This is a genomic window from Actinomadura coerulea (assembly GCF_014208105.1).
GTDB classification, from domain to species: Bacteria; Actinomycetota; Actinomycetes; order Streptosporangiales; family Streptosporangiaceae; genus Spirillospora; species Spirillospora coerulea.
In genome coordinates this window covers 5,299,145-5,316,661 of the sequence record NZ_JACHMQ010000001.1, presented here as the reverse complement: position 1 = coordinate 5,316,661, position 17,517 = coordinate 5,299,145, and the positions used below count along the sequence as shown (strand labels likewise).

18 protein-coding genes and 3 tRNA genes are annotated in these 17,517 nt (G+C 68.6%); 11 read left to right on the top strand and 10 right to left on the bottom strand.

The features are described from left to right. Nucleotides 1-4: 4 nt before the first annotated feature. Nucleotides 5-859 (top strand): zinc metalloprotease HtpX, encoded by an 855-nt coding sequence (gene htpX, locus BKA00_RS24415; protein WP_230299124.1) that lies wholly within the window; start codon nucleotides 5-7, stop codon nucleotides 857-859. Nucleotides 860-954: 95 nt separating this feature from the next. On the opposite strand, the gene BKA00_RS24410 is transcribed toward htpX, so the two are convergent. Then, complete coding sequence (locus BKA00_RS24410; RefSeq protein WP_185028580.1) at nucleotides 955-1,443, bottom strand: YajQ family cyclic di-GMP-binding protein; 489 nt, start codon at nucleotides 1,441-1,443, stop codon at nucleotides 955-957. Between the two features lie 129 nt (nucleotides 1,444-1,572). Here BKA00_RS24410 and BKA00_RS24405 point away from each other — a divergent pair. Next, nucleotides 1,573-1,654: transfer RNA gene (locus BKA00_RS24405), tRNA-Tyr, on the top strand. A 212-nt stretch (nucleotides 1,655-1,866) separates the two neighbouring features. On the opposite strand, the gene BKA00_RS24400 is transcribed toward BKA00_RS24405, so the two are convergent. Further along, nucleotides 1,867-2,655: a tyrosine-type recombinase/integrase gene (locus BKA00_RS24400; RefSeq protein ID WP_185028578.1), complete on the bottom strand. Its 789-nt coding sequence runs from the start codon at nucleotides 2,653-2,655 to the stop codon at nucleotides 1,867-1,869. A 495-nt stretch (nucleotides 2,656-3,150) separates the two neighbouring features. After that, complete coding sequence (locus BKA00_RS24395; RefSeq protein WP_185028576.1) at nucleotides 3,151-3,885, bottom strand: DUF6891 domain-containing protein; 735 nt, start codon at nucleotides 3,883-3,885, stop codon at nucleotides 3,151-3,153. Between the two features lie 707 nt (nucleotides 3,886-4,592). Here BKA00_RS24395 and BKA00_RS24390 point away from each other — a divergent pair. Continuing rightward, nucleotides 4,593-5,180: a hypothetical protein gene (locus BKA00_RS24390; protein ID WP_185028574.1), complete on the top strand. Its 588-nt coding sequence runs from the start codon at nucleotides 4,593-4,595 to the stop codon at nucleotides 5,178-5,180. A 97-nt stretch (nucleotides 5,181-5,277) separates the two neighbouring features. Here the strand turns inward: BKA00_RS24390 and BKA00_RS24385 are convergent, their stop codons facing one another. Beyond that, the gene (locus BKA00_RS24385; protein WP_230299118.1) at nucleotides 5,278-6,057 is read right to left on the bottom strand and encodes a tyrosine-type recombinase/integrase; all 780 of its coding nucleotides are present in this window, start codon (nucleotides 6,055-6,057) and stop codon (nucleotides 5,278-5,280) included. Nucleotides 6,058-6,112: 55 nt separating this feature from the next. Between BKA00_RS24385 and BKA00_RS40875 the strand changes: the two genes are divergently transcribed. Then, the gene (locus BKA00_RS40875) at nucleotides 6,113-6,427 is read left to right on the top strand and encodes a transposase (protein WP_185028572.1); all 315 of its coding nucleotides are present in this window, start codon (nucleotides 6,113-6,115) and stop codon (nucleotides 6,425-6,427) included. Between the two features lie 509 nt (nucleotides 6,428-6,936). On the opposite strand, the gene BKA00_RS24370 is transcribed toward BKA00_RS40875, so the two are convergent. Next, nucleotides 6,937-8,250 carry a tetratricopeptide repeat protein gene (locus BKA00_RS24370; RefSeq protein WP_185028570.1) on the bottom strand — a complete coding sequence of 438 codons (1,314 nt, stop codon included), beginning with the start codon at nucleotides 8,248-8,250 and terminating at the stop codon, nucleotides 6,937-6,939. Between the two features lie 473 nt (nucleotides 8,251-8,723). Here BKA00_RS24370 and BKA00_RS24365 point away from each other — a divergent pair, with 473 nt between their 5' ends. Continuing rightward, nucleotides 8,724-9,293, top strand: coding sequence for a GNAT family N-acetyltransferase (locus tag BKA00_RS24365; protein WP_185028568.1), 570 nt, complete (start codon nucleotides 8,724-8,726; stop codon nucleotides 9,291-9,293). Between the two features lie 686 nt (nucleotides 9,294-9,979). On the opposite strand, the gene BKA00_RS24360 is transcribed toward BKA00_RS24365, so the two are convergent. The 3 genes from BKA00_RS24360 to BKA00_RS24350 are packed head-to-tail and all read right to left on the bottom strand — an operon-like array spanning nucleotide 9,980 to nucleotide 11,229. Next, the gene (locus BKA00_RS24360; protein WP_185028566.1) at nucleotides 9,980-10,588 is read right to left on the bottom strand and encodes a cadmium resistance transporter; all 609 of its coding nucleotides are present in this window, start codon (nucleotides 10,586-10,588) and stop codon (nucleotides 9,980-9,982) included. 10 nt (nucleotides 10,589-10,598) lie between these two features. Beyond that, nucleotides 10,599-11,066 (bottom strand): glycosyltransferase, encoded by a 468-nt coding sequence (locus BKA00_RS38350; RefSeq protein WP_221493280.1) that lies wholly within the window; start codon nucleotides 11,064-11,066, stop codon nucleotides 10,599-10,601. Nucleotide 11,067: 1 nt separating this feature from the next. Continuing rightward, a complete protein-coding gene (locus tag BKA00_RS24350) occupies nucleotides 11,068-11,229 on the bottom strand; it encodes a class F sortase (RefSeq protein WP_230299119.1) in 162 nt (53 codons plus the stop codon). A 430-nt stretch (nucleotides 11,230-11,659) separates the two neighbouring features. Here BKA00_RS24350 and BKA00_RS24345 point away from each other — a divergent pair, with 430 nt between their 5' ends. After that, nucleotides 11,660-12,388 carry a protein phosphatase 2C domain-containing protein gene (locus BKA00_RS24345; protein WP_230299120.1) on the top strand — a complete coding sequence of 243 codons (729 nt, stop codon included), beginning with the start codon at nucleotides 11,660-11,662 and terminating at the stop codon, nucleotides 12,386-12,388. A gap of 40 nt (nucleotides 12,389-12,428) precedes the next feature. Here BKA00_RS24345 and BKA00_RS24340 read toward each other — a convergent pair whose 3' ends face one another. Beyond that, entirely contained in the window at nucleotides 12,429-13,460 is a 1,032-nt protein-coding gene (locus BKA00_RS24340) for a hypothetical protein (protein ID WP_185028562.1), read from the bottom strand. Between the two features lie 79 nt (nucleotides 13,461-13,539). Here BKA00_RS24340 and BKA00_RS24335 point away from each other — a divergent pair, with 79 nt between their 5' ends. From BKA00_RS24335 to rpmG, 4 genes are all read left to right on the top strand, one after another. After that, nucleotides 13,540-14,667 (top strand): acyl-CoA dehydrogenase family protein, encoded by a 1,128-nt coding sequence (locus BKA00_RS24335; protein ID WP_185028560.1) that lies wholly within the window; start codon nucleotides 13,540-13,542, stop codon nucleotides 14,665-14,667. Nucleotides 14,668-14,747: 80 nt separating this feature from the next. Then, a tRNA-Thr gene (locus BKA00_RS24330) sits at nucleotides 14,748-14,820 on the top strand. Nucleotides 14,821-15,112: 292 nt separating this feature from the next. Then, nucleotides 15,113-15,186: transfer RNA gene (locus BKA00_RS24325), tRNA-Met, on the top strand. Nucleotides 15,187-15,304: 118 nt separating this feature from the next. After that, the gene (gene rpmG / locus BKA00_RS24320; protein ID WP_067466611.1) at nucleotides 15,305-15,469 is read left to right on the top strand and encodes a 50S ribosomal protein L33; all 165 of its coding nucleotides are present in this window, start codon (nucleotides 15,305-15,307) and stop codon (nucleotides 15,467-15,469) included. 282 nt (nucleotides 15,470-15,751) lie between these two features. On the opposite strand, the gene BKA00_RS24315 is transcribed toward rpmG, so the two are convergent. Then, nucleotides 15,752-16,330 carry an NUDIX hydrolase gene (locus BKA00_RS24315; RefSeq protein WP_185028558.1) on the bottom strand — a complete coding sequence of 193 codons (579 nt, stop codon included), beginning with the start codon at nucleotides 16,328-16,330 and terminating at the stop codon, nucleotides 15,752-15,754. A 455-nt stretch (nucleotides 16,331-16,785) separates the two neighbouring features. On the opposite strand from BKA00_RS24315, the gene BKA00_RS24310 reads away from it, so the two are divergent. Beyond that, nucleotides 16,786-17,388, top strand: a complete 603-nt coding sequence (locus BKA00_RS24310; RefSeq protein ID WP_185028556.1) for an LOG family protein — start codon at nucleotides 16,786-16,788, stop codon at nucleotides 17,386-17,388. The last annotated feature ends 129 nt before the right edge of the window (nucleotides 17,389-17,517 follow it).

Here is a 17,517-nt window from a genome sequence, read left to right as displayed (position 1 = left end):
GCAGGTGCGGTTCAACGGCGTCAAGACGGCAGCACTGATCGCTGCGCTGTCGGCATTGGTGCTCGCCGCCGGCTGGACGTTCGGCGGCGGCACCGGCCTGGCGATCGCGCTGGTCATCGCCCTCGGAACCAACGGCGTCGCGTACTTCTTCAGCGACCGCATCGCGCTCCGCTCGATGCGCGCCCACCCGGTCGGCGAGGTCGAGGCGCCCGTGCTGTACCGGCTCGTCCGGGAACTGGCGACCTCGGCCCGCCAGCCCATGCCGCGCCTGTACGTGTCCGAGACCCGCCAGCCCAACGCCTTCGCGACCGGCCGCAACCCGCGCAACGCCGCCGTCTGCTGCACCCGCGGCATCCTCCAGATGCTGGACGAGAGGGAACTGCGCGCCGTCCTCGGCCACGAGCTGTCCCACGTCTACAGCCGCGACATCCTCATCTCGTCCGTCGCCGCCGCCATCGCCACCGTCATCACCTACCTGTCCCACCTGGCGATCTTCCTGCCGATCGGACGGTCCGAGGACGACGACGGCCCCGGCATCCTCGGCGCCCTCCTGATGCTGATCCTCGGCCCGGTCGCCGCCGCCGTCGTCCAGATGGCCATCAGCCGGACCCGCGAGTACTCCGCCGACGCCGCCGGCGCCCGCCTCACCGGCGACCCCCTCGCGCTGGCCTCCGCCCTCCGCAAGATCGACGCCGGGACCCGCGCGCTGCCGCTGCCGCAGGACCCCGAGCTCGCCACCACCAGCTCCCTGATGATCGCCAACCCGTTCCAGGGCGCCGGCATCGGCAAGCTCTTCTCCACCCACCCGCCGACCGCCGACCGCATCGCCCGCCTGGAGCGCATGGCCGGCCGCCGCTGAATTCGACCGAACCACTCCGGACGCCGCCGCGTCATACCCAACAAGAGCGCGCCGGCCACTTCTGCGGGGGATGGGGCCGGCGCGCTCCCCTCGTCCTACCGGTAGTTGACGAACTGCAGCGCGACGTCGAGGTCCTTGCCCTTCAACAGGGTGATGACCTGCTGGAGGTCGTCCTTCTTCTTCGAGCTGACCCGCAGCTCCTCACCCTGGACCTGGGCCTTCACACCCTTGGGGCCCTCATCCCGGATGATCTTGCCGATCTTCTTGGCGTCCTCCTGGGCGATGCCCTCCTTCAGGCCCACGCCCAGCTTGTACACCTTGCCCGACAGCTTCGGCTCACCCGCGTCGATCGCCTTCAGCGAGATCCCCCGCTTGACGAGCTTGTCCTTCAGCACGTCCAGCACGGCGTTCGCCCGCTCCTCGGTGTTCGCCTGGATCTCGATCGACTCCCCGGACCACTTGATCCCCGCGTCCACGTTCCGGAAGTCGAACCGGTTCGCCACCTCCTTGGCGGCCTGGTTCAACGCGTTGTCGACCTCCTGCCGGTCGAGCTTCGACACGATGTCAAACGACGAGTCGGCCATCGCCCACACATCCCCTCAGCAGCAGCATCACGATCTACAGAGCGTATCGACTCCCCACCCCCCGCACGCCCCGCCTCGATGTCACACCCACCCCGATGGTCCGCTATCCTTTCCAGCGAAACACCCCACGGCGGGTTGCCCGAGTGGCCAATGGGAGCGGACTGTAAATCCGTCGGCTTAGCCTACGCAGGTTCGAACCCTGCACCCGCCACACCAAGCGAAACAGCCTCTGACCAGTGCAAACGGTCGGAGGCTGTTCGCGTTCCAAGATCCCCCCGCATGCAGGCAGACGCCACCAGATGCAGCCGTACGTCACTGGTCCCGGAATATACGCGGAATGAGTCCGAGCGCGTTCCCGCAGGTCGGCCCAGGAACGACGAAGGGGCCCCGGAATGAACCGGAGCCCCGACAGCGTAGGCGGGATCAGTCATCGAGAGCATCGTCGATTCGCTGGTTCGCACGGTCGTGCTGGCCGAGGATGCACTTGGCGTAGACCTGCAACAGAACCTTGACGCTGTGCCCAGCGCGTTCGGCGACCTCGGTTGCCGGAACACCGGAGTTGAGCCAGAGCGACACCCCCGCGTGGCGCAGGTCGTACGGCCGCCGCGCCAGGGGAGAGGCGACCTGTTCCGGGGTCAGGGCCAGAGCCCGAGTCGCGGCCCACACATCGCCGTAGGCGGTAGAGCCGACGACCCCGCCCAGCTCAGTCTGGAAAACCCGCCCATCGTCAGCCGTCCCAAACTCGGCGATGTGCTCCCGGAGGATCTCCACCAGGACCGGAGGGATCGGAACCGTCCGAACCTCGGCCGCCGGACGGAGCTTGAGCCCGCGCTGTTCGTGAGTCCTCCCGCTGTCCGTCCAGCGCGCCCCCGTTTCAGGCAGCGAGCGAGTCAGGACCAGACGACCCCAGCCGGTTGCCGGAAGATGGCAATCACCTTTGAGCAGCGCCACCGCCTCAGCCGGACGAAGCGCCGCGAAGTACATGCACGCGAACAGCGCACGCAGCCGCCGGCCCCGCCCCCGCTTGCCCACGTAGGTGACCGCCGTCAGGCACTCCCGCATGAGCCGAGGCCCGATCACGACGCGCCAGTCCACCTCTTCGGCGATCTTAGGCGGAGTCCATCTGACCTTGTCGATCGGGTTCCGGTCGAACTCCTCCAGCTCTACCGCGTACTCGAAGGCGTTGTAGAGAACCGCCCGCTTACGCGCCACCGTCGCAGCCGCCGCCGGTTTGCCGTCCAGCCGAAGCGAGAGCGCGTCAAGGGGCGGCGGCGCTCGGGCCGCTGTGCGGCCCGGCGGCTGGCCGCCCGGAGCGTGCGGCGTGGGCGCCGGTCTCCAGACGGCCGCGCCGGGCCGCACATCCTGCCCACGCCCGCCGGCCTTTCCCTGACCGGTCGCCGCGGGGACCGCGCCGCCGCCAAGTCCTTGCACCCGTTGAGGCTCAATCGCCTCCGGCGGGGGCCTCTGACTCTGGGAAGCCCATCCCGCGCCCGTGACGGGTCGTCGGTGGTCGGGGGATGCCTGAGCTTCCGTCTGCCGCCGTCCCGATCGGAGATCTACCAGACCAGGGCCAGGGGGCCAAGGTCGTTCGTCCAGTCGGGCGCTCCACCTTGGCCCCCTGGCCCAGGCCCGGCAGCGCGGAGCGCGGGACGACGGCAGACGGGAAGCTCAGGCGGGGGGTGGTGCATGTCGCACCACTCTGGCCACTCAGCCGACCAGGCGCTTGCGCCACTTCATGAACACGGTGATGCGGGCCGCGGGCGAGCCGTCCCATTCGACGCGGAGTCCCTCGGTCTTAAGTGCCGCCACCACACGCTCGCCGACCTCGACAGCCTTCTGCGGCTCTGATTCCGGACCGAATGTGCCGTACGAGAGGAGAAGTTCGTCGTCGAACAGCACGCTTTCGGTGTCCTGCTCATGGAAGAAGGTGTATCCGTCCATGACGGAACCCTCGGGAATCTGACCACCGATCTCGGTCACGCCGCATGACTGGCAGCAGGTGAAGTTCTCCTCGGCCACGATTCCAGTTCGCCAGAGCCGGGTGAAGGCCCGCTCCAGCAGGTCGTTATCCGTGACCTCCGGCCACTTCCGCTGTTCCTCGACTTGTGCGTTCCACAACGCATCGACGGTGTCCTCGATGGCGTCCTGGCTGTACTCGACCCCGGCGTCTTCCACCATCTCCACCATCTGGTCGACGATGTCCTCGGGGCTGATGGGCTCGTCATGGCCGGAGTACCCCAGGAGCAGGAGGAATTCGGTCTTTGCTTCGATCAGGGTTGAGGCGGCGATCGTGTGGAGTTCGGTCGGGGAAACGGTCAGATCATGCTCCTCCGCGTGGGCATCAAGTAGTTCGACCAGGTCATCGATGTCTTCGTAGCCCTCATCGAGGTTCGCGGCGTATGCACGCAGCCGAGTCAGCGGGGTATCGGTCGTACGGGGCATGTGACAGCCTTTCCCAAGCGCGATGGCGGGCGGGGACAGCGCCCGGAAGCGATGACAGCAACCGTGACAGCAACACCAGCGAGCACCACCTAACATGATCAACCCTCAACCTGAGGACATCACGATGCAGCGTGCCAACTGCCTTGGCCGTGATCGAACTGATAAAGATGCGCTCAGACGGTCAACCGACCGGTAGAGCAAGATCCGGAAAATACGCGGATTCTGTTCGCGGTTGCGAGGGAGCACACCGGAAGTCTGTGCAGGTCAACGCGGCGGAGCCGCCAAGATCCATGACGGGCTGTAAATCCGTCGGCTTAGCCTACGCAGGTTCGAACCCTGCACCCGCCACACCAGCAGAAACAGCCCCTGACCAGGCGTAACCCGGTCAGGGGCTGTTCTCGTCTTGTCCGGCTGTCTCTGATCGTTAACGGGCCTCTACGGCTGCCTGTGCCGAATACGTGCCGAAGTTCTAAGCGCCGCTCAGACCGAGCCCGGCGGCCGGTTAGACCGGCACCGTCACCGCATGTCGCCGATGACGATGAGGTCGAGGAGCTGCACGGGCGTAGACATGTATCCACTGTCAGCACTCCCGCTCTGACCGGCAAGCCGCTCGGGCGGCGCATTGCCGATCGGCGCCGACCAGCGACGGTCCTCTGAGAACGACCGCCAGGAAGAGCGGTCCACAAAGAAAACTCGGAGGACCCAACGTGTCTACCAAACGACGCGGGGCCATCGCGCTGCTCCTGGCGCTGCTGGCACTGCTCGCGAGCGGCTGCGGTCTCGGAGAGACCGACGGCCGGCCGCCGACCTACGCCGAGGTCTGCGCGCAGGACGCGAAGATGCTGGCGAACCTGCCCGGCACCGATGCCCTGACGCGGGACCTGGAATCCCAGAGGGAGTCGGAAGACGTCTACGCCGTCATCTGGGTCGACGTCCATCGCCTCCAGGCACCCGGCTGTCCCGGCAGTTCCGAAGCCGATCCCCAGTCCATGGCGATCGAGAAGACCATGTTGACCTTCGCGATCGACAAGGTCGAGCCGGCAGTCTTGAGCAAGACCATCTACCTGCCGGTCGCTTCCGAGCTCGCGGCGGTGGTCCGTCTCTCCAGCTCCAAGGAGACCGCGCTGGAGAGTTTCCACCGGCTGATGGAAACGGTCGACGGGGATCTCACGAAGACCGGCATCGGCGGGAATGGCCCGCTGAGCGACACCTCGGTCTCCGGCTACCTGTTCGTCGGAGCACGAGGGTACGGTCACTGGCCCGACCGGGACTCCCGGCTCGGTCCTGGCCGATGAACTACTCCCAGCGTCACTGACGGCGCCGGGACGCCAGTCGAGGGCGGGACGGATCACAACGATCCGCCCCGCCCTTCCATGTCGTGCAAGTCTCTTCCTAAGGGCGCTTTGGCCTGGTCACTTCACTGATTCGGCGCTTGGCGTCCTCCTCCTGTCCGGCCACGCACTTGGCGTACACGCGCAGCAGGACGGCGACGCTATGCCCCGCCCACTCGGCCACTTGCGCCGGAGGCGCCCCGCCCCCGAGCCAGGTCGACACCGCCGCGTGCCGCAGGGCGTACGGGGTCTCAGCGAGCGGTGAGGCGGCCTCACGCTCGCTCAGGGCCGCCGCCCTTGCCTTGCGCCAGGCCCCGAGGTACGTCCGGTCAGTCATGATCCCGCCGCGCGGCCCGACGAACAGCCGGCCACCGGCCGGGATGTTGAACGCCTTGACGTGATGGCGCAGCAGCATGACCAACTCCGGGTGGATCGGCACGGTCCGAGTCTCGCCGGGCGCCCGATGCTTGAGAGGCTGCCGGTCCCGCGGCTTCCCGCTGTCGGTCCACCGCGAGCCGCTCCGCGGTTCGGCATGCGTCAGCCGCATCTCGCCCCACCCGTCATCCGGCAGGCTCACGAGGTGATCCCGCCGCAGGTCCACCGCTTCCTCAGGCCGCAGCGCGGCGTAGTACATGACGCCGAAGAAGGCCACCACGCGCTCACCGCGTTTGCCCTGCGCCCGGACGGCGTCGAGCAGCCGCCGCGCCTGGTCGGGATTGGCGACCACCCGAAGGTCAAGCGTCTGCGCCACGCGAGGCCGAGTCCACCGCACCAAGGTCAGCGGGTTGACCGGGATGACGCGCCGCTCACAGGCGTACTCCATGGCGTTGTTGAACGTCATGACGTTCCCCCGGTAGCATGGACAGCTTGATGTTGCCCCCGTTTGACGGGCGCGGATGTTGAGAGAGGTAGGGTTCGGCGATCTTGCGAAGGAGATCGTTTTCGTGCCCAAGCCTTACCCGCCAGAGTTTCGTCGGCGTGCCCTGGATCTGCTGGAGTCGGGACGATCGGTGCGGGACGTGGCCGCGGCGCTGGGCATCGCGGAGTCGTGCTTGCACCGCTGGAAACGGCGGGAGGGTGGAGTCCAGCGGCCTCTCCGAGGTCATGCAGCGCATGGTGAAGGATGCCCACGCGGGAGACGCCAGCGAGAGAGCGGAACATTCCGCTATCGCCTCAGCACGAGAGCGGCGGCTCTACCAAGCAGTCAGTGAGTTTCGTGTCCAAGCCCGCAACGTCCTCGGCAACACCGACTGACAGTTCATACGGGTTGCATGCGGGGAGGGCGCGGGACTCGCCCGATCTCGGTCTGTCGAGGATGACGGGCGCCGGCGGCGTGCTGGTGGGCGCGCACGATCGCGTCGTCGTGCACCTGGACGTGCGCCGGGAGCCGGTCCCAGCTCCCGTCTGCGCCGGTCCGGATCTTCCACTGGAACCCGTTGATTACCTGCCGGGGGCACGCCACCGCCCACCAGGAACGGTAGCGACCGGCTGCAACGGCTCAAAGGCGCTTAGTCGGCAAGCCGCCCAGCGTGGCCCTTCGAAACCGACTGTGGGTTCCTCGAGAGGGTCACCTGTTGCTCACCTCCTCACATCGAGCCGAGCGGGAAGTGGTGGCTCGAAGGATTTGCCGAGTTAGAGGGAGACATCCGCGCTCGGGGTTGCCCTACTTGTCGCGATGGGCGAGTTGGAACCGTACTGCCTGGTCGGGGGCCTGGGGTGTTCAGGCGGCTTTGCCGCGGGCGATGTAGAGGTTCATGTTGGTGAAGTCGAGGGTGATGTTGTAGGGCTTCCAGAAGCTGTGGGCGAAGTGGCCTATCCCGTCGATCCCTGAGCCGTAGGGCCAGGGGACGTTGACCGGCATGTTCGGGTCCGCCTCGCAGTAGATGTCGTTGGCGACGGCGTCGCCGAGGCGGATCTCCCTGGGGTAGCAGGGATAGGTGATGGTCGGGTGGCTGTGGGCGAAAGTCTCGATCGGACGGTCGTAGTCCGTGCGGACCCCCAACCGCTTGGCGACCTCGCCGGGCATGCCCGCGGCGATCTCGCCGATGCCGCCGAAGTTCACGCCCATGACCCGCGGACCGGAGCCGGCGATGCTGCCCGTGCTGCTGAGATCGTGGTCACGGGACAGCCACAGCGGCAGTGGCTTGGTGCCCGCCCGTGCGGCGTCGGCGCGTACTTTGCTGATCGCTTCTGGGGTCGGACGGCGCAGGATCAGCGACTGGCCCGCGTAGTCGAAGGTGGTCAGCAGGTGGTAGAAGAACCACGTGCCGATCAGGCCGTCGTTGTCGGTGCTGACATCTGCGCCCGACTCCGTCGCCGACCAGCCCACCGGGACGTTGCGCAGTTCGATGCCGCCCAGCTTGAAGGAGTCGAGGACCCCGTAGTAAACCCAGATGGCGGTGCCCTCGAAGTCGGTCTTTTCCGCGTACACGGGGTTCAGCCCGGCTTCCTTGGCCACCGACGCGGTCAAGCTCAGGTTCGGGGCGCCTGTGTAGAACGAGAACTTCTTCGGCGGTCCGCCGTTGACCGAGGCCTCTACCAGTGGTGCAGGGTCCTGCTGCCGCCATGGCACACGGCCGATGTCGCCGTGAATCTGGTAGGTCTCGCCGCTGATTGCCGCGAACCATTTGGCATACCCTTCCTCACCGCCCACCTGCCAACGGGGTGCGGCGAGGGAGAACTTGTCCTGCCTGATGTAGCAGTCGCCTAGGAGCTGGTTGGTTTGCTTGTCGTCGGGTGCCAGTCTCAGGGCCATCGTGAGGTACTTCTCCGCGTCGGGGAACCTGTTGGCCAGTAGCCCCACATAGCCGCGCTGGCGCGCCGCGTGCAGGTTCGAGGGGTCTTTCTTCAGGATCTCCTCATATGCCCGGGCGGCCTCATCGAACTTTCCCGCCCTGAACAACGCGTCCGCGTCACTGCCGTCGGCGTGCGCTCTGGTCGCCTTGCCCAGCAGCGGTGTCGTCGCGGCGGCACCGGCCACCACGGCCGCGCCCCGCAACAGCGAACGCCGGTCCCAATTCCCGTCACCAGCCACGGCTTCTCCTCTTCCGCGATCGCGTTCGTCCGGGCATCGTGCCCTCGGCATGGACCCCTGCGGCCCATGGCTTCACCTAAGACGGAAGGGGGTTGCGGTGGCGTATGCGGTTTTCGATACGCCCGCGATACGTCCAATCCCCGCCTCATGAATCTCTGGGAACACGGAGGCGGCACACCCCGGCCGTTCTCCTATGCGGCCGCCGGCTGAAGGAGCCCTGGTCTCGGACGTGCTTAGCCTTGGTCGTCTTTTGAGAGGCGCCTCGCCCCCAGGGCGTGGTCGTTCGCGGGGGTTGACGGCGTGCCCGGTTCTGCGCGAGATCATGAAGGGGTGACGGATTCTCCGCGTTGTCCGCCTTCCGTCGCTCTGGTGGTGGGCGGACACCGGCGCTGTTCGGGTGGTGGACGGGTCCCGAGGGGACGGTCGGCGGCGCGTTCGTCCGCCCGTCCTTCGGCCCTTTGCTCCTTGGCGACATGCCGTTGGAGGCCGCTGCCGCGCTGCCAGGGCACCTGGACGGCCCACCCCATGCATGGGAGGGCCGTAACGACCTTGTCGAGGCGTTCGCGTCGGTATGTCCTGGGCGGCCCGTTGGCCACAGATTGCGGCTGCATCGGCTGGAGACGCTTCGGGCCTGTGCGGCGCCGGACGGCTTCGCGCGGCCCGCGGCGCCGACGGACCACGACCTGCTGGACCGCTGGTACGAGGCCGTCACCCGGGGGCACGGCACGCTCGGCGCCGTTTCCGGCCGACTCGCTTCTGGTGACCTGTACCTCTGGGAGACCGATGGCCGCGTGGTGGCGGTGGTCGGTCACGGGCCCCGGTTCGGCTCGGCGGTACGCCTCGACCTGATTTACACCCCGACCGAGCACCGGGGACACGGCTACGCGACCGCCCTGGTGGCCGCCGTCACCCGCTCGCTACTGGCCGCCGGCGCGACCGAGATCGTGCACGTCACGACTCCCGCGAATCCCGCTGCCTACGAGCGTCTCGGTTACCGGTTCGACGCCGAATACGTGACGCTGGTCGCGTTCAGCCCGTTCTAGGCCTGGCGGATGGAAGCGGTCCAACTTATGTGTGAGGGGGCGCCCAGCCCGGCGTCCAGGAGCCGCCCGGGTCAATAGGCGTCGTAGCAAAAAAAGACGACGGGAGGTGTGCACCTGCCCGCCGTCGTGTAAGGCGTGAGGGAGGGCTCTCCCCCAACGCCCGCTGGGGGCGGCAGAGAGGCGAACCTCTCTCCGCGGGTAAGGCGCAGCAGCATGGCCGCTGACCTCATCGGGGGGGTTCCAAGCCCACCGTTGTGCATAAGGCTAGGTCTGGCGGACCTTGACCTCACGATGGTGCCTTGCCGAGACACCGATTTGGGATGTAGAACGAGAGGTGCCGGCCCTCGTTGACATCCCGCACCCTCGGACAGGGATCCTTGGGTGCGGCGAACAAGAGTGAGCCCGACTCTCGTGCCGATCATGATAAGGCATGTGCTCGCCGGGCTGTGGCGGGAGGGCGCTGCGGCCCTGTCCCGGCAACTTCGCCAGGAGCGCTGAGAAGCGTTCGACCTGCGTGAACGGGCTCGGCGGCTTCTCTCGTCCGTCTGACTTCCGCCGCGACCTCGGTGGCCGGTCTGGCGGAATAAGGTCATCTCGATTCCCGGTGCCCGCTCCGCTATATGAAACGTACGCTTCGGTGTCGCGCTTGGGGCTCCCGGCAGCGTTGCGTAGGGCCAGAGGGCCGGTCACTGGGTGAGGGCGTGGTGGAGGTCGGTGGCGGACTCTAGGACGATCAGCGTTCCGATGGTGATGAAGGCGATCGGGACGAGCCGGCGGCCGTGCCGGTCGAGGAGGTCGATGACCTTCTTGTGCGAGCCCAGCCAGGACGCGGCCAGGCACCACAGGGCCACGCCGGCCGCGAAGACCGCGACGGTGATGAGGGTGGGTCTTGGGCCGATGGTGCGGAAGACCGGCGTGTAGGCCGAGATGTTGTCGGCGCCGTTGGCGATCGTCACGCCGGCGATCGGAAGCAGGCCCGAGGCCACCGCGGGAGGGACGTCGTGGTCGCCGGCGCGGACGGCGGCGACGAGGCCGCGGACGCCGAGGGCCAGCGGGACGAGGCCGAGCAGGCCGATCCATTCGTCCGGGACGATCGTCAGGCCCAGCGCGGCGACCACCGAGACGAGGACGAGGGCGGCGATGCCCGCGTACTGGCCCGCCCAGATCTGCCAGGCCCGCGGGGATCCGGTCGCGCGTCCGGACAGGAAGAGGACGGTCAGGACGATGAGGTCGTCGACGTTCGTCGCCGCGAACATTCCGCACGCCGTCGCGACCGTGCCCGCTATCGCGTCCATCCGCCGGAACCTACCGGAGGGGGTGAAGGCCGGGGAGGGGCCCGGCCTTCACCGTCAGCCCCTGCGGGCGGGGAGCGTCGGTGCAGTTGTCGGCGATCACGAGGATGTGGTCCGGGGGGCGCTCGTGGCGGCGGAGCGAGGCGATCGTCTCGGTGATCTGCTTCGCCTCGTTGTGCGCCGGGATCAGGACGGTCACGCGCATCGCGTCCGCGCGCACGGGCGGCTGGTCGCGCTTGCCGTCCCGCTTCTCCTGGCGGGACGGAGCTGGAGTGGGGCGCGGTCGGACGTGGGCGGGCGGGCGCGGCGGCAGGGTGGGGGCCGGGCCTCCCCATGCCACCGGGGACGCGAGGTGTCCCGGGCCGGGCGTCCGCCGGACGGGGGACGCCCCGCCGCGCGGCCCCGGGTGGGCTGTGCGGGGGAGGCGGTGCCGGCCCTGGTGGGGTCGGGGCCCCTCGGGGGCGCCGGAGGCGGGGCGCATGTCAGCGGGTCCCTTCGGTGCGCGTCAGATGGCCGAAGGCGATGACGTTGTCCACGTAGTGCCCGGTGGCGCGGTCGAAGCGCCCGCCGCAGGTGATCAGGCGGAGCGCCGCGTAGCCGGGGTCGGACAGGCGGGTCGTCCGGGTGGGGGCGCGGCGGGCCATGAAGCCTGCCTGAATGCACTTGACCTAGGGAAACGTTGAGAGGGCCGGTGGTGGGTGGTCACGGTCGCGTCGGCCGGTGCCGGCCGGGTCGCCCGGCGATGGATACAAAGATCGCTGTCCGAAAGTGGACTATCTCTCAGCCGAAAATGATCTCCGCAGGTCACAGTGCTGCCGACATGGTCCAATCGCCGAGGCCGAAACGGTTGTGCGGAGGGGGCCACGACCGGCGGCGGTCCAGCGTGACCAGGGCTCCTTGCCGGGGTCCGTGCTGAGGCACGCGGCTCGGGCGGCGGGCACCACAAGGCGGCGGTCGCATCCCCGTGGCGACCACATCAGGACGCGGGCGGGGACGCGGGGCGAGGGGAATTGGTCTAGCGGCCCCGCAAGGGGCGGGCCAGCGGGTAGACCTGCATCTGTGCAGGTGAGTTATGTGAGTGTGGCGACGCCGGGACGGGAGAACGAGGACTTCGTGGCGGCCGGGCCCGGATGGGTGGTGCTGCTGGACGGCGCCACGGCCCCGCAAGGCGTGGACAGCGGCTGCCGGCACGATCCGTCGTGGCTGGTGCGCAGGCTCGGCGGACGGATCGCGGCGCTGCTGGCGCTGGAGGACGGCAAGCCGCTGCCCGACCTGGTCGCCGAGGCGATCAAGGTGACCGGGGAGGCGCACACCGACACGTGCGACCTGGGAAACCCGGACAGCCCGTCCGCGACCGTGTCGCTGCTGCGCCGCCGCGGCGGGGCCGTGGAATGGTACGTCCTCGCCGACTCGCCGATCGTGGTGGACCTCGGCGAGATCAAGGTCTTCCGGGACGACCGGGTCGACCATCTGCCGAGCTACACCCTGGAGGGCGTGCGGCGGTCGCGCAACAGCCCCGGCGGGTTCTGGGTGGCGAGCACCAGGCCGGAGGCCGCGTACGAGGGGCTGACCGGCGAGGTGCCGGTCGAGGGGCTGCGGCGGGCGGCGGTGCTGAGCGACGGCGCGTCCAGGCTCGTGGAGCGGTTCGGCCGGATGGGGTGGGGCGACCTGCTCCGCCTCCTCGACGAGGAAGGCCCCCGGGAACTCGTCAGGAGGACCAGGGCCGCGGAGGCGGAGGCGAGCGCGGCCCGCGGGAAGCGGTACGACGACGCCACCGCCGTCTTCGTGCGCTTCGACACCTGACCGCCGCCCCCCGCCCGACGGTGTCGGAGCCGCCTTGCCGTCAGCTCGTCGGAGCCGCGATGTGCGGCCACCAGGCGCCCAGATCCTCCGGCAGGTGCATGCCGTCCACGCGGAGGGTGGCGGGCATGAGGGGGAAGCGCCGGCCGGCCGGGAACGTGCGCTCGTAGGACGGCGGATCGATCACGACGACGCGGGTGCCGTTCACGACCGGGATGTCGGCCGGGACGCCCTCGTTCCAGATCGGTTCGCCGTGCGCGTCGACGAGGTTCCACGGGCTGGAGATGATCGGGCGCCCGGGCGGGGTGTCGGCGTTCAGGAAGCAGGCGATGATCTCCGGGGCGGGACGGTCGCCGGTCAGCCCGCCGGGGCGTCCGATGAGCGCGCCGCCGAGCAGGACGTGCAGCTGGAAGTTGTCGCCGATCCCGCCGATCGTGACCGTCCACCCCTTGCGGCTCGCGCGGTCGAGGATGAGGAGGCGCTCGCCGTCCAGGACGCGCAGCAGCGCCTGGTAGTGCTCCATCTGCCCGAGGTACTGGGCGGCCTGCCCGGCGGCGAAGGCGCAGAAGTCGCGGTCGGCGATGCCCGCCCGCACCGAGGGCCCCATCTGCAGGACGGTGCAGCCCGCCATCGTGAACTGCGGCAGCGCGAACCACGACATCATCGCGGTCACGGCGCCGTCCCCGAGGTGCGGCGCGACGGTGTCGAAGACCTGCTGGGACGGCTGCTCCTCCTGCATGTCCGGCGGCGGCTTGCCGCCGGCGGCCTGGTCCCACGCGTTCGCGAACGCCAGCGCGGCGGCGGTGACCTCGGAGAGGCGGTGGACGAGCGGGGCGCCGACGGGCTCGGGGTCGGCGCCGTTCTCGACCCAGGCGCCGGAGACGATGGCGAGCCACCCGCCGAGGTTCGGGGGCGCCTCGGCGATGCCCTCGGCGAGGCGGGGCATCGCGGCGTTCATCTCGGCGGGGGAGGCCGTCTGGAACACCTGCATGAGCTGGGGGAGGAGGTCGCCGAAGGAGCGGTCCTCGACCACCGCGGCCCGGACGATCTGATCGACGAGAGGCTGGAGCGACATAAACGATCACCTTGGCATATCGGGCGCGCCGGGCCGGAATCCGCCCACCATCTTGGAATCTGATTCTAGAATGAACCGCATGGAGCCCCAGGATTTCGCCGACGTGATCAAGGCCGTCCGCAGCTTCGTCCGCGAGCAGGTCGTCCCGTGCGAGGAGGAGATCGAGGAGACCGACGCGATCCCGGAGCGGCTCCGGCGCACGTCCCGCGACATGGGCCTGTTCGGGTACGCGCTGCCCGAGGAGTACGGCGGGCTCGGCCTCTCGCTGAGCGAGGAGGTGCGGCTGGTCTTCGAGATCGGCTACGCCAGCCCCGCGTTCCGCTCCATGTTCGGCACCAGCAACGGCATCGCCGGGCAGGTCCTGGTGAACTCCGGGACGGCGGCGCAGAAGGACGCGTGGCTGCCGAGGCTCGCGTCCGGCGAGGTCATCGGGGCCTTCGCGCTGACCGAGTCCGAGGCGGGGTCCGACCCGAGCGCGCTGACCACGACCGCGGTCCGGGACGGCGACGACTACGTCGTCGACGGCGCCAAGCGGTTCATCACCAACGCGCCCGAGGCCGACGTCTTCATGGTCTTCGCCAGGACGGGCGGCCCCGGCTCCCGCGGCATCTCCACCTTCCTCGTAGAGAAGGGCGCGGACGGCCTGCGCGTCGGCCCGTCCGACCAGAAGATGGGACAGCGCGGAGCCCACACGGCCGAGGTCTTCTTCGACGGCGTGCGCGTACCCGCCGACGCCATGGTCGGGACTGAGGGGACGGGCTTCCGCACCGCGATGGCGTCACTGGCCCATGGCCGGGTCAGCATCGCCGCCGTCTGCGTGGGCCTCGCCCAGAGAATCCTGGACGAGACCGTCGCGTACGCGAAGGAACGCAGTCAGGGAGGCAAGGCGATCGGCGAGTACCAGCTCGTCCAAGGGCTCATCGCCGACTCCCAGGCCGAGCTGTACGCCGGACGCTCGATGGTCCTGGAGGCGGCCCGCGCCTACGACGCCGGCGAGGACACCAAGCTCGGCCCGTCCTGCGCCAAGTACTACTGCTCGGAGATGGTCGGACGGGTCGCCGACAGGGCCGTCCAGGTCTACGGGGGCATGGGCTACATGCGCGGCGTCGCCGTCGAGCGCTTCTACCGCGACGTCCGGCTCTTCCGCATCTACGAGGGGACGAGCCAGATCCAGCAGCTCGTCATCGCCCGGAACCTGCTGCGCTGACCAGCGCGGACACCGGCGCGGGAATCCGGTTCGCACCACGCGCCCGGACCCTGTATGGTTTCACTGCGCGAACGACGCAGGCCCCTTTAGCTCAGTCGGCAGAGCGTCTCCATGGTAAGGAGAAGGTCTACGGTTCGATTCCGTAAAGGGGCTCACGGCACATCGGCCGCCATCCGCACTCCGGACGGCGGCCTTCGTCGTACCGGGGAGCGGCCGCCGCCGCCCCCGCGGCGCCGACCGCCCTGATTCGCTCGATACCTGGGCCTGTGGTACCGTCCCACCGGTTCCAGCAGGACGTTTCGCAGCTCACCGGCGCAGCCGGTATTCTGGGGACGGTCCCGCGGAGCCCGCGGAACCGGTTCCCCGATCATCATCCGGGTTCTCGTGTTCCCAGGGCTCGGTGAGCATCCGGTATCCTGGCAATCCGGTCCACACCGACCATCACGGCGGGGTAGCTCAGTCAGGCAGAGCAAGCGGCTCATAATCGCTGTGTCGCCGGTTCAAGTCCGGCCCTCGCTACTACCCAGGTCTCTCACCCCCCGGCGGGGGTGAGAAGGCTGGGTCGAATCGCCGGCCGTCCCCCGGGGACGGCCGAGGTCCGAAAGTCCATGTCCCTAGCTCAGAAAGGCACTCCATCGTGGCTGCCACCGACGTCCGGCCGAAGATCACGCTGGCCTGCCAGGAGTGCAAGCACCGCAACTACATCACGCGGAAGAACCGGCGCAACGACCCGGACCGCCTGGAGATCAAGAAGTACTGCCCGAACTGCCGGACGCACCGTCCGCACAAGGAGACCCGCTAACCGAGGTCCCGGACGGAGAAGTACTGCCCTCCCGCAGGGCCAGGACCCGCCGTCCGCATCGGGTACCCGCCGGCACCACGCACTCGTGGTCCGCACCTGGGAGACCCGTCCACGGTGCGAGTCCGCCCAGCAGACTTCTTCGCACGCTTGCCACTGACACGCATCAGCCCGTTCTCGCACTCCGCGAGGGCGGGCTGAACGTCGTTCCGGCGCCGTCCGTCCGAAGCGCAGGTCCCGGGGACCGGCCGGCAGCGTGGCTGCCGACCGGTCCCCGGGCGGGTTTCACGGACGGTTGCTCTTGTCGTTGAGCATCGCCTTCTCGATCTTTCGCAGGTTCCACCAGCCCATCTTGACCATGCCGGCCAGGACGAACCACTTGACCCACGACAGGGTGAGACCGGGCTCCTGCTTCCACTCGTCAGGCGTGATCTCGCCCTTGACGTAGAGCAGGGTGCGGTCGGCCAGTTCCTGCAACTGGGCCTCGGAGACCCATCGCAGGTTGTGGAACGACTTCTCGTCGCAGCGGAGTTCCTCCACGTCGGCCACGGTGGCGCGGTACAGCTGCCACTTGTGGCCGACTCCGAACGGGCCGTCCCCCCGCTTGCAGGGGTTGCGACGCCGCTTCGGCTTCCGGAACAGCGGGTCCAGCGACACGACCTCCAGGCCCGTCTCCTGGCGGACTTCCCCGCGGGCGGCTTCGCCGTAGCTGGGGAACTCGTCGAAGACGTGCCCGCCGACTCCGGACCAGCCCCGGCCGTCGGGGATGACGCCGATCAGGACGCCCAGGACCGGATCGGTGATGATGACGCCGGCGGAATGACCGTCGCACCTTTTGGGATTCTTACTTTGGGCAGCACTCATGGCTGCTTCACTCCCTTTTCGTCTTGTTTGTCGGATTTGCTTCGCGGCACTGTGCCGCAGTTTGGACAGTCCAGGGCGGGTGGCCCTTGGCAATCGCCGGGGAGCGCTCAGCGGGCGGCTACTTCGGCTCATGCGCAGAACGATCAGAGCGGTGCGCGCACCGGGCATCGCCCGCCGAGAACTCGTTCGCCGAGGGTGGTTGCGGCCGGTCCGAACCAGCGGACGATCAACAACGCATCCCGAAATCCGGGGTGCCCTTGCGACCGTCTCGGACGGCGTAAGGCAGGCTCAAACGGAGCATCAATATGACAGATCCGATTTGTTTCTCCGGTTCGGAGGAACGCGGCATACACCTGCCCGCCTCACTGGCGGCCGAGCTGACACTGGGCGGGCCCATCTCGCCCCAGGGCCTTCGGTCACTGCTTGAGCTGGCACTGGCCGAGCCCGTCTCGAACATGGTCTTTCAGGCAATGGTCGAGCTCTACGAGGGCGACCGGGTGCTCAACGGCATCGGCTCGGGTGTCTGGGTGTGCGGCAGCGCCCGCACGAAGCCCGGCACGAAGAACTACGAGCTCGGCGTCGAGGTCGGCGCCGCGCTGGCCGCAGCCGGCTTCGCGGTGTTCACGGGCGGCGGTCCCGGCGCCATGGAGGCCGCCAACAAGGGGGCCAAGCAGAACGGCGGGGTCTCGGTCGGGGTGGGCATCGTCCTCCCCAACGAGCAGCAGTTCAACTTGGAACTCACCATCAAGTTCCTGTGCAAGTACTTCTTCATCCGCAAGGTGCTGCTCACTAAGCACACGGAAGCGCTCGTGGTGCTGCCGGGTGGCAACGGCAGCATGGACGAGCTGTACGAGGTACTCACCCTCGTCCAGACCAAGACGATCCCCCCGCGACCGATCGTGCTGGTCGGCCGGAAGTACTGGAAGCGCGTGGACGCCTTCAGCCGGAAGACGATGCTGCCCAACGGCATGATCTCCCTGGGGGACCCCGACCTGGTCAAGGTCGTCAACACGGTGGGCGAGGTCATGGACCTCATGCCCAAGCACGCCGCCTCCTAGGAGGCGGCGTGAAGTAGGGGACCCGCTCTCCAGGCGGGAGCCCTGAGCATCACTGGACTCCCGGTCGGACAGCACCTCGCTGCCCGACCGGGAGTTTCACGTATTAGCAGGAGACTTTCGCCCCACGCC

Bases quoted from the DNA above. Each gene is read 5' to 3' on its own strand.
- BKA00_RS24315 (WP_185028558.1), bottom strand. From the start codon at position 16,330: ATGAGTGCTGCCCAAAGTAAGAATCCCAAAAGGTGCGACGGTCATTCC.
- BKA00_RS24360 (WP_185028566.1), bottom strand. From the start codon at position 10,588: ATGGACGCGATAGCGGGCACGGTCGCGACGGCGTGCGGAATGTTCGCG.
- BKA00_RS40875 (WP_185028572.1), top strand. From the start codon at position 6,113: ATGTTGAGAGAGGTAGGGTTCGGCGATCTTGCGAAGGAGATCGTTTTC.
- BKA00_RS24365 (WP_185028568.1), top strand. From the start codon at position 8,724: ATGCCGTTGGAGGCCGCTGCCGCGCTGCCAGGGCACCTGGACGGCCCA.
- BKA00_RS24310 (WP_185028556.1), top strand. From the start codon at position 16,786: ATGGTCTTTCAGGCAATGGTCGAGCTCTACGAGGGCGACCGGGTGCTC.
- BKA00_RS24395 (WP_185028576.1), bottom strand. From the start codon at position 3,885: ATGCCCCGTACGACCGATACCCCGCTGACTCGGCTGCGTGCATACGCC.
- BKA00_RS24410 (WP_185028580.1), bottom strand. From the start codon at position 1,443: ATGGCCGACTCGTCGTTTGACATCGTGTCGAAGCTCGACCGGCAGGAG.
- BKA00_RS38350 (WP_221493280.1), bottom strand. From the start codon at position 11,066: ATGCGCCCCGCCTCCGGCGCCCCCGAGGGGCCCCGACCCCACCAGGGC.
- BKA00_RS24385 (WP_230299118.1), bottom strand. From the start codon at position 6,057: ATGACGTTCAACAACGCCATGGAGTACGCCTGTGAGCGGCGCGTCATC.
- BKA00_RS24340 (WP_185028562.1), bottom strand. From the start codon at position 13,460: ATGTCGCTCCAGCCTCTCGTCGATCAGATCGTCCGGGCCGCGGTGGTC.
- BKA00_RS24350 (WP_230299119.1), bottom strand. From the start codon at position 11,229: ATGGCCCGCCGCGCCCCCACCCGGACGACCCGCCTGTCCGACCCCGGC.
- BKA00_RS24335 (WP_185028560.1), top strand. From the start codon at position 13,540: ATGGAGCCCCAGGATTTCGCCGACGTGATCAAGGCCGTCCGCAGCTTC.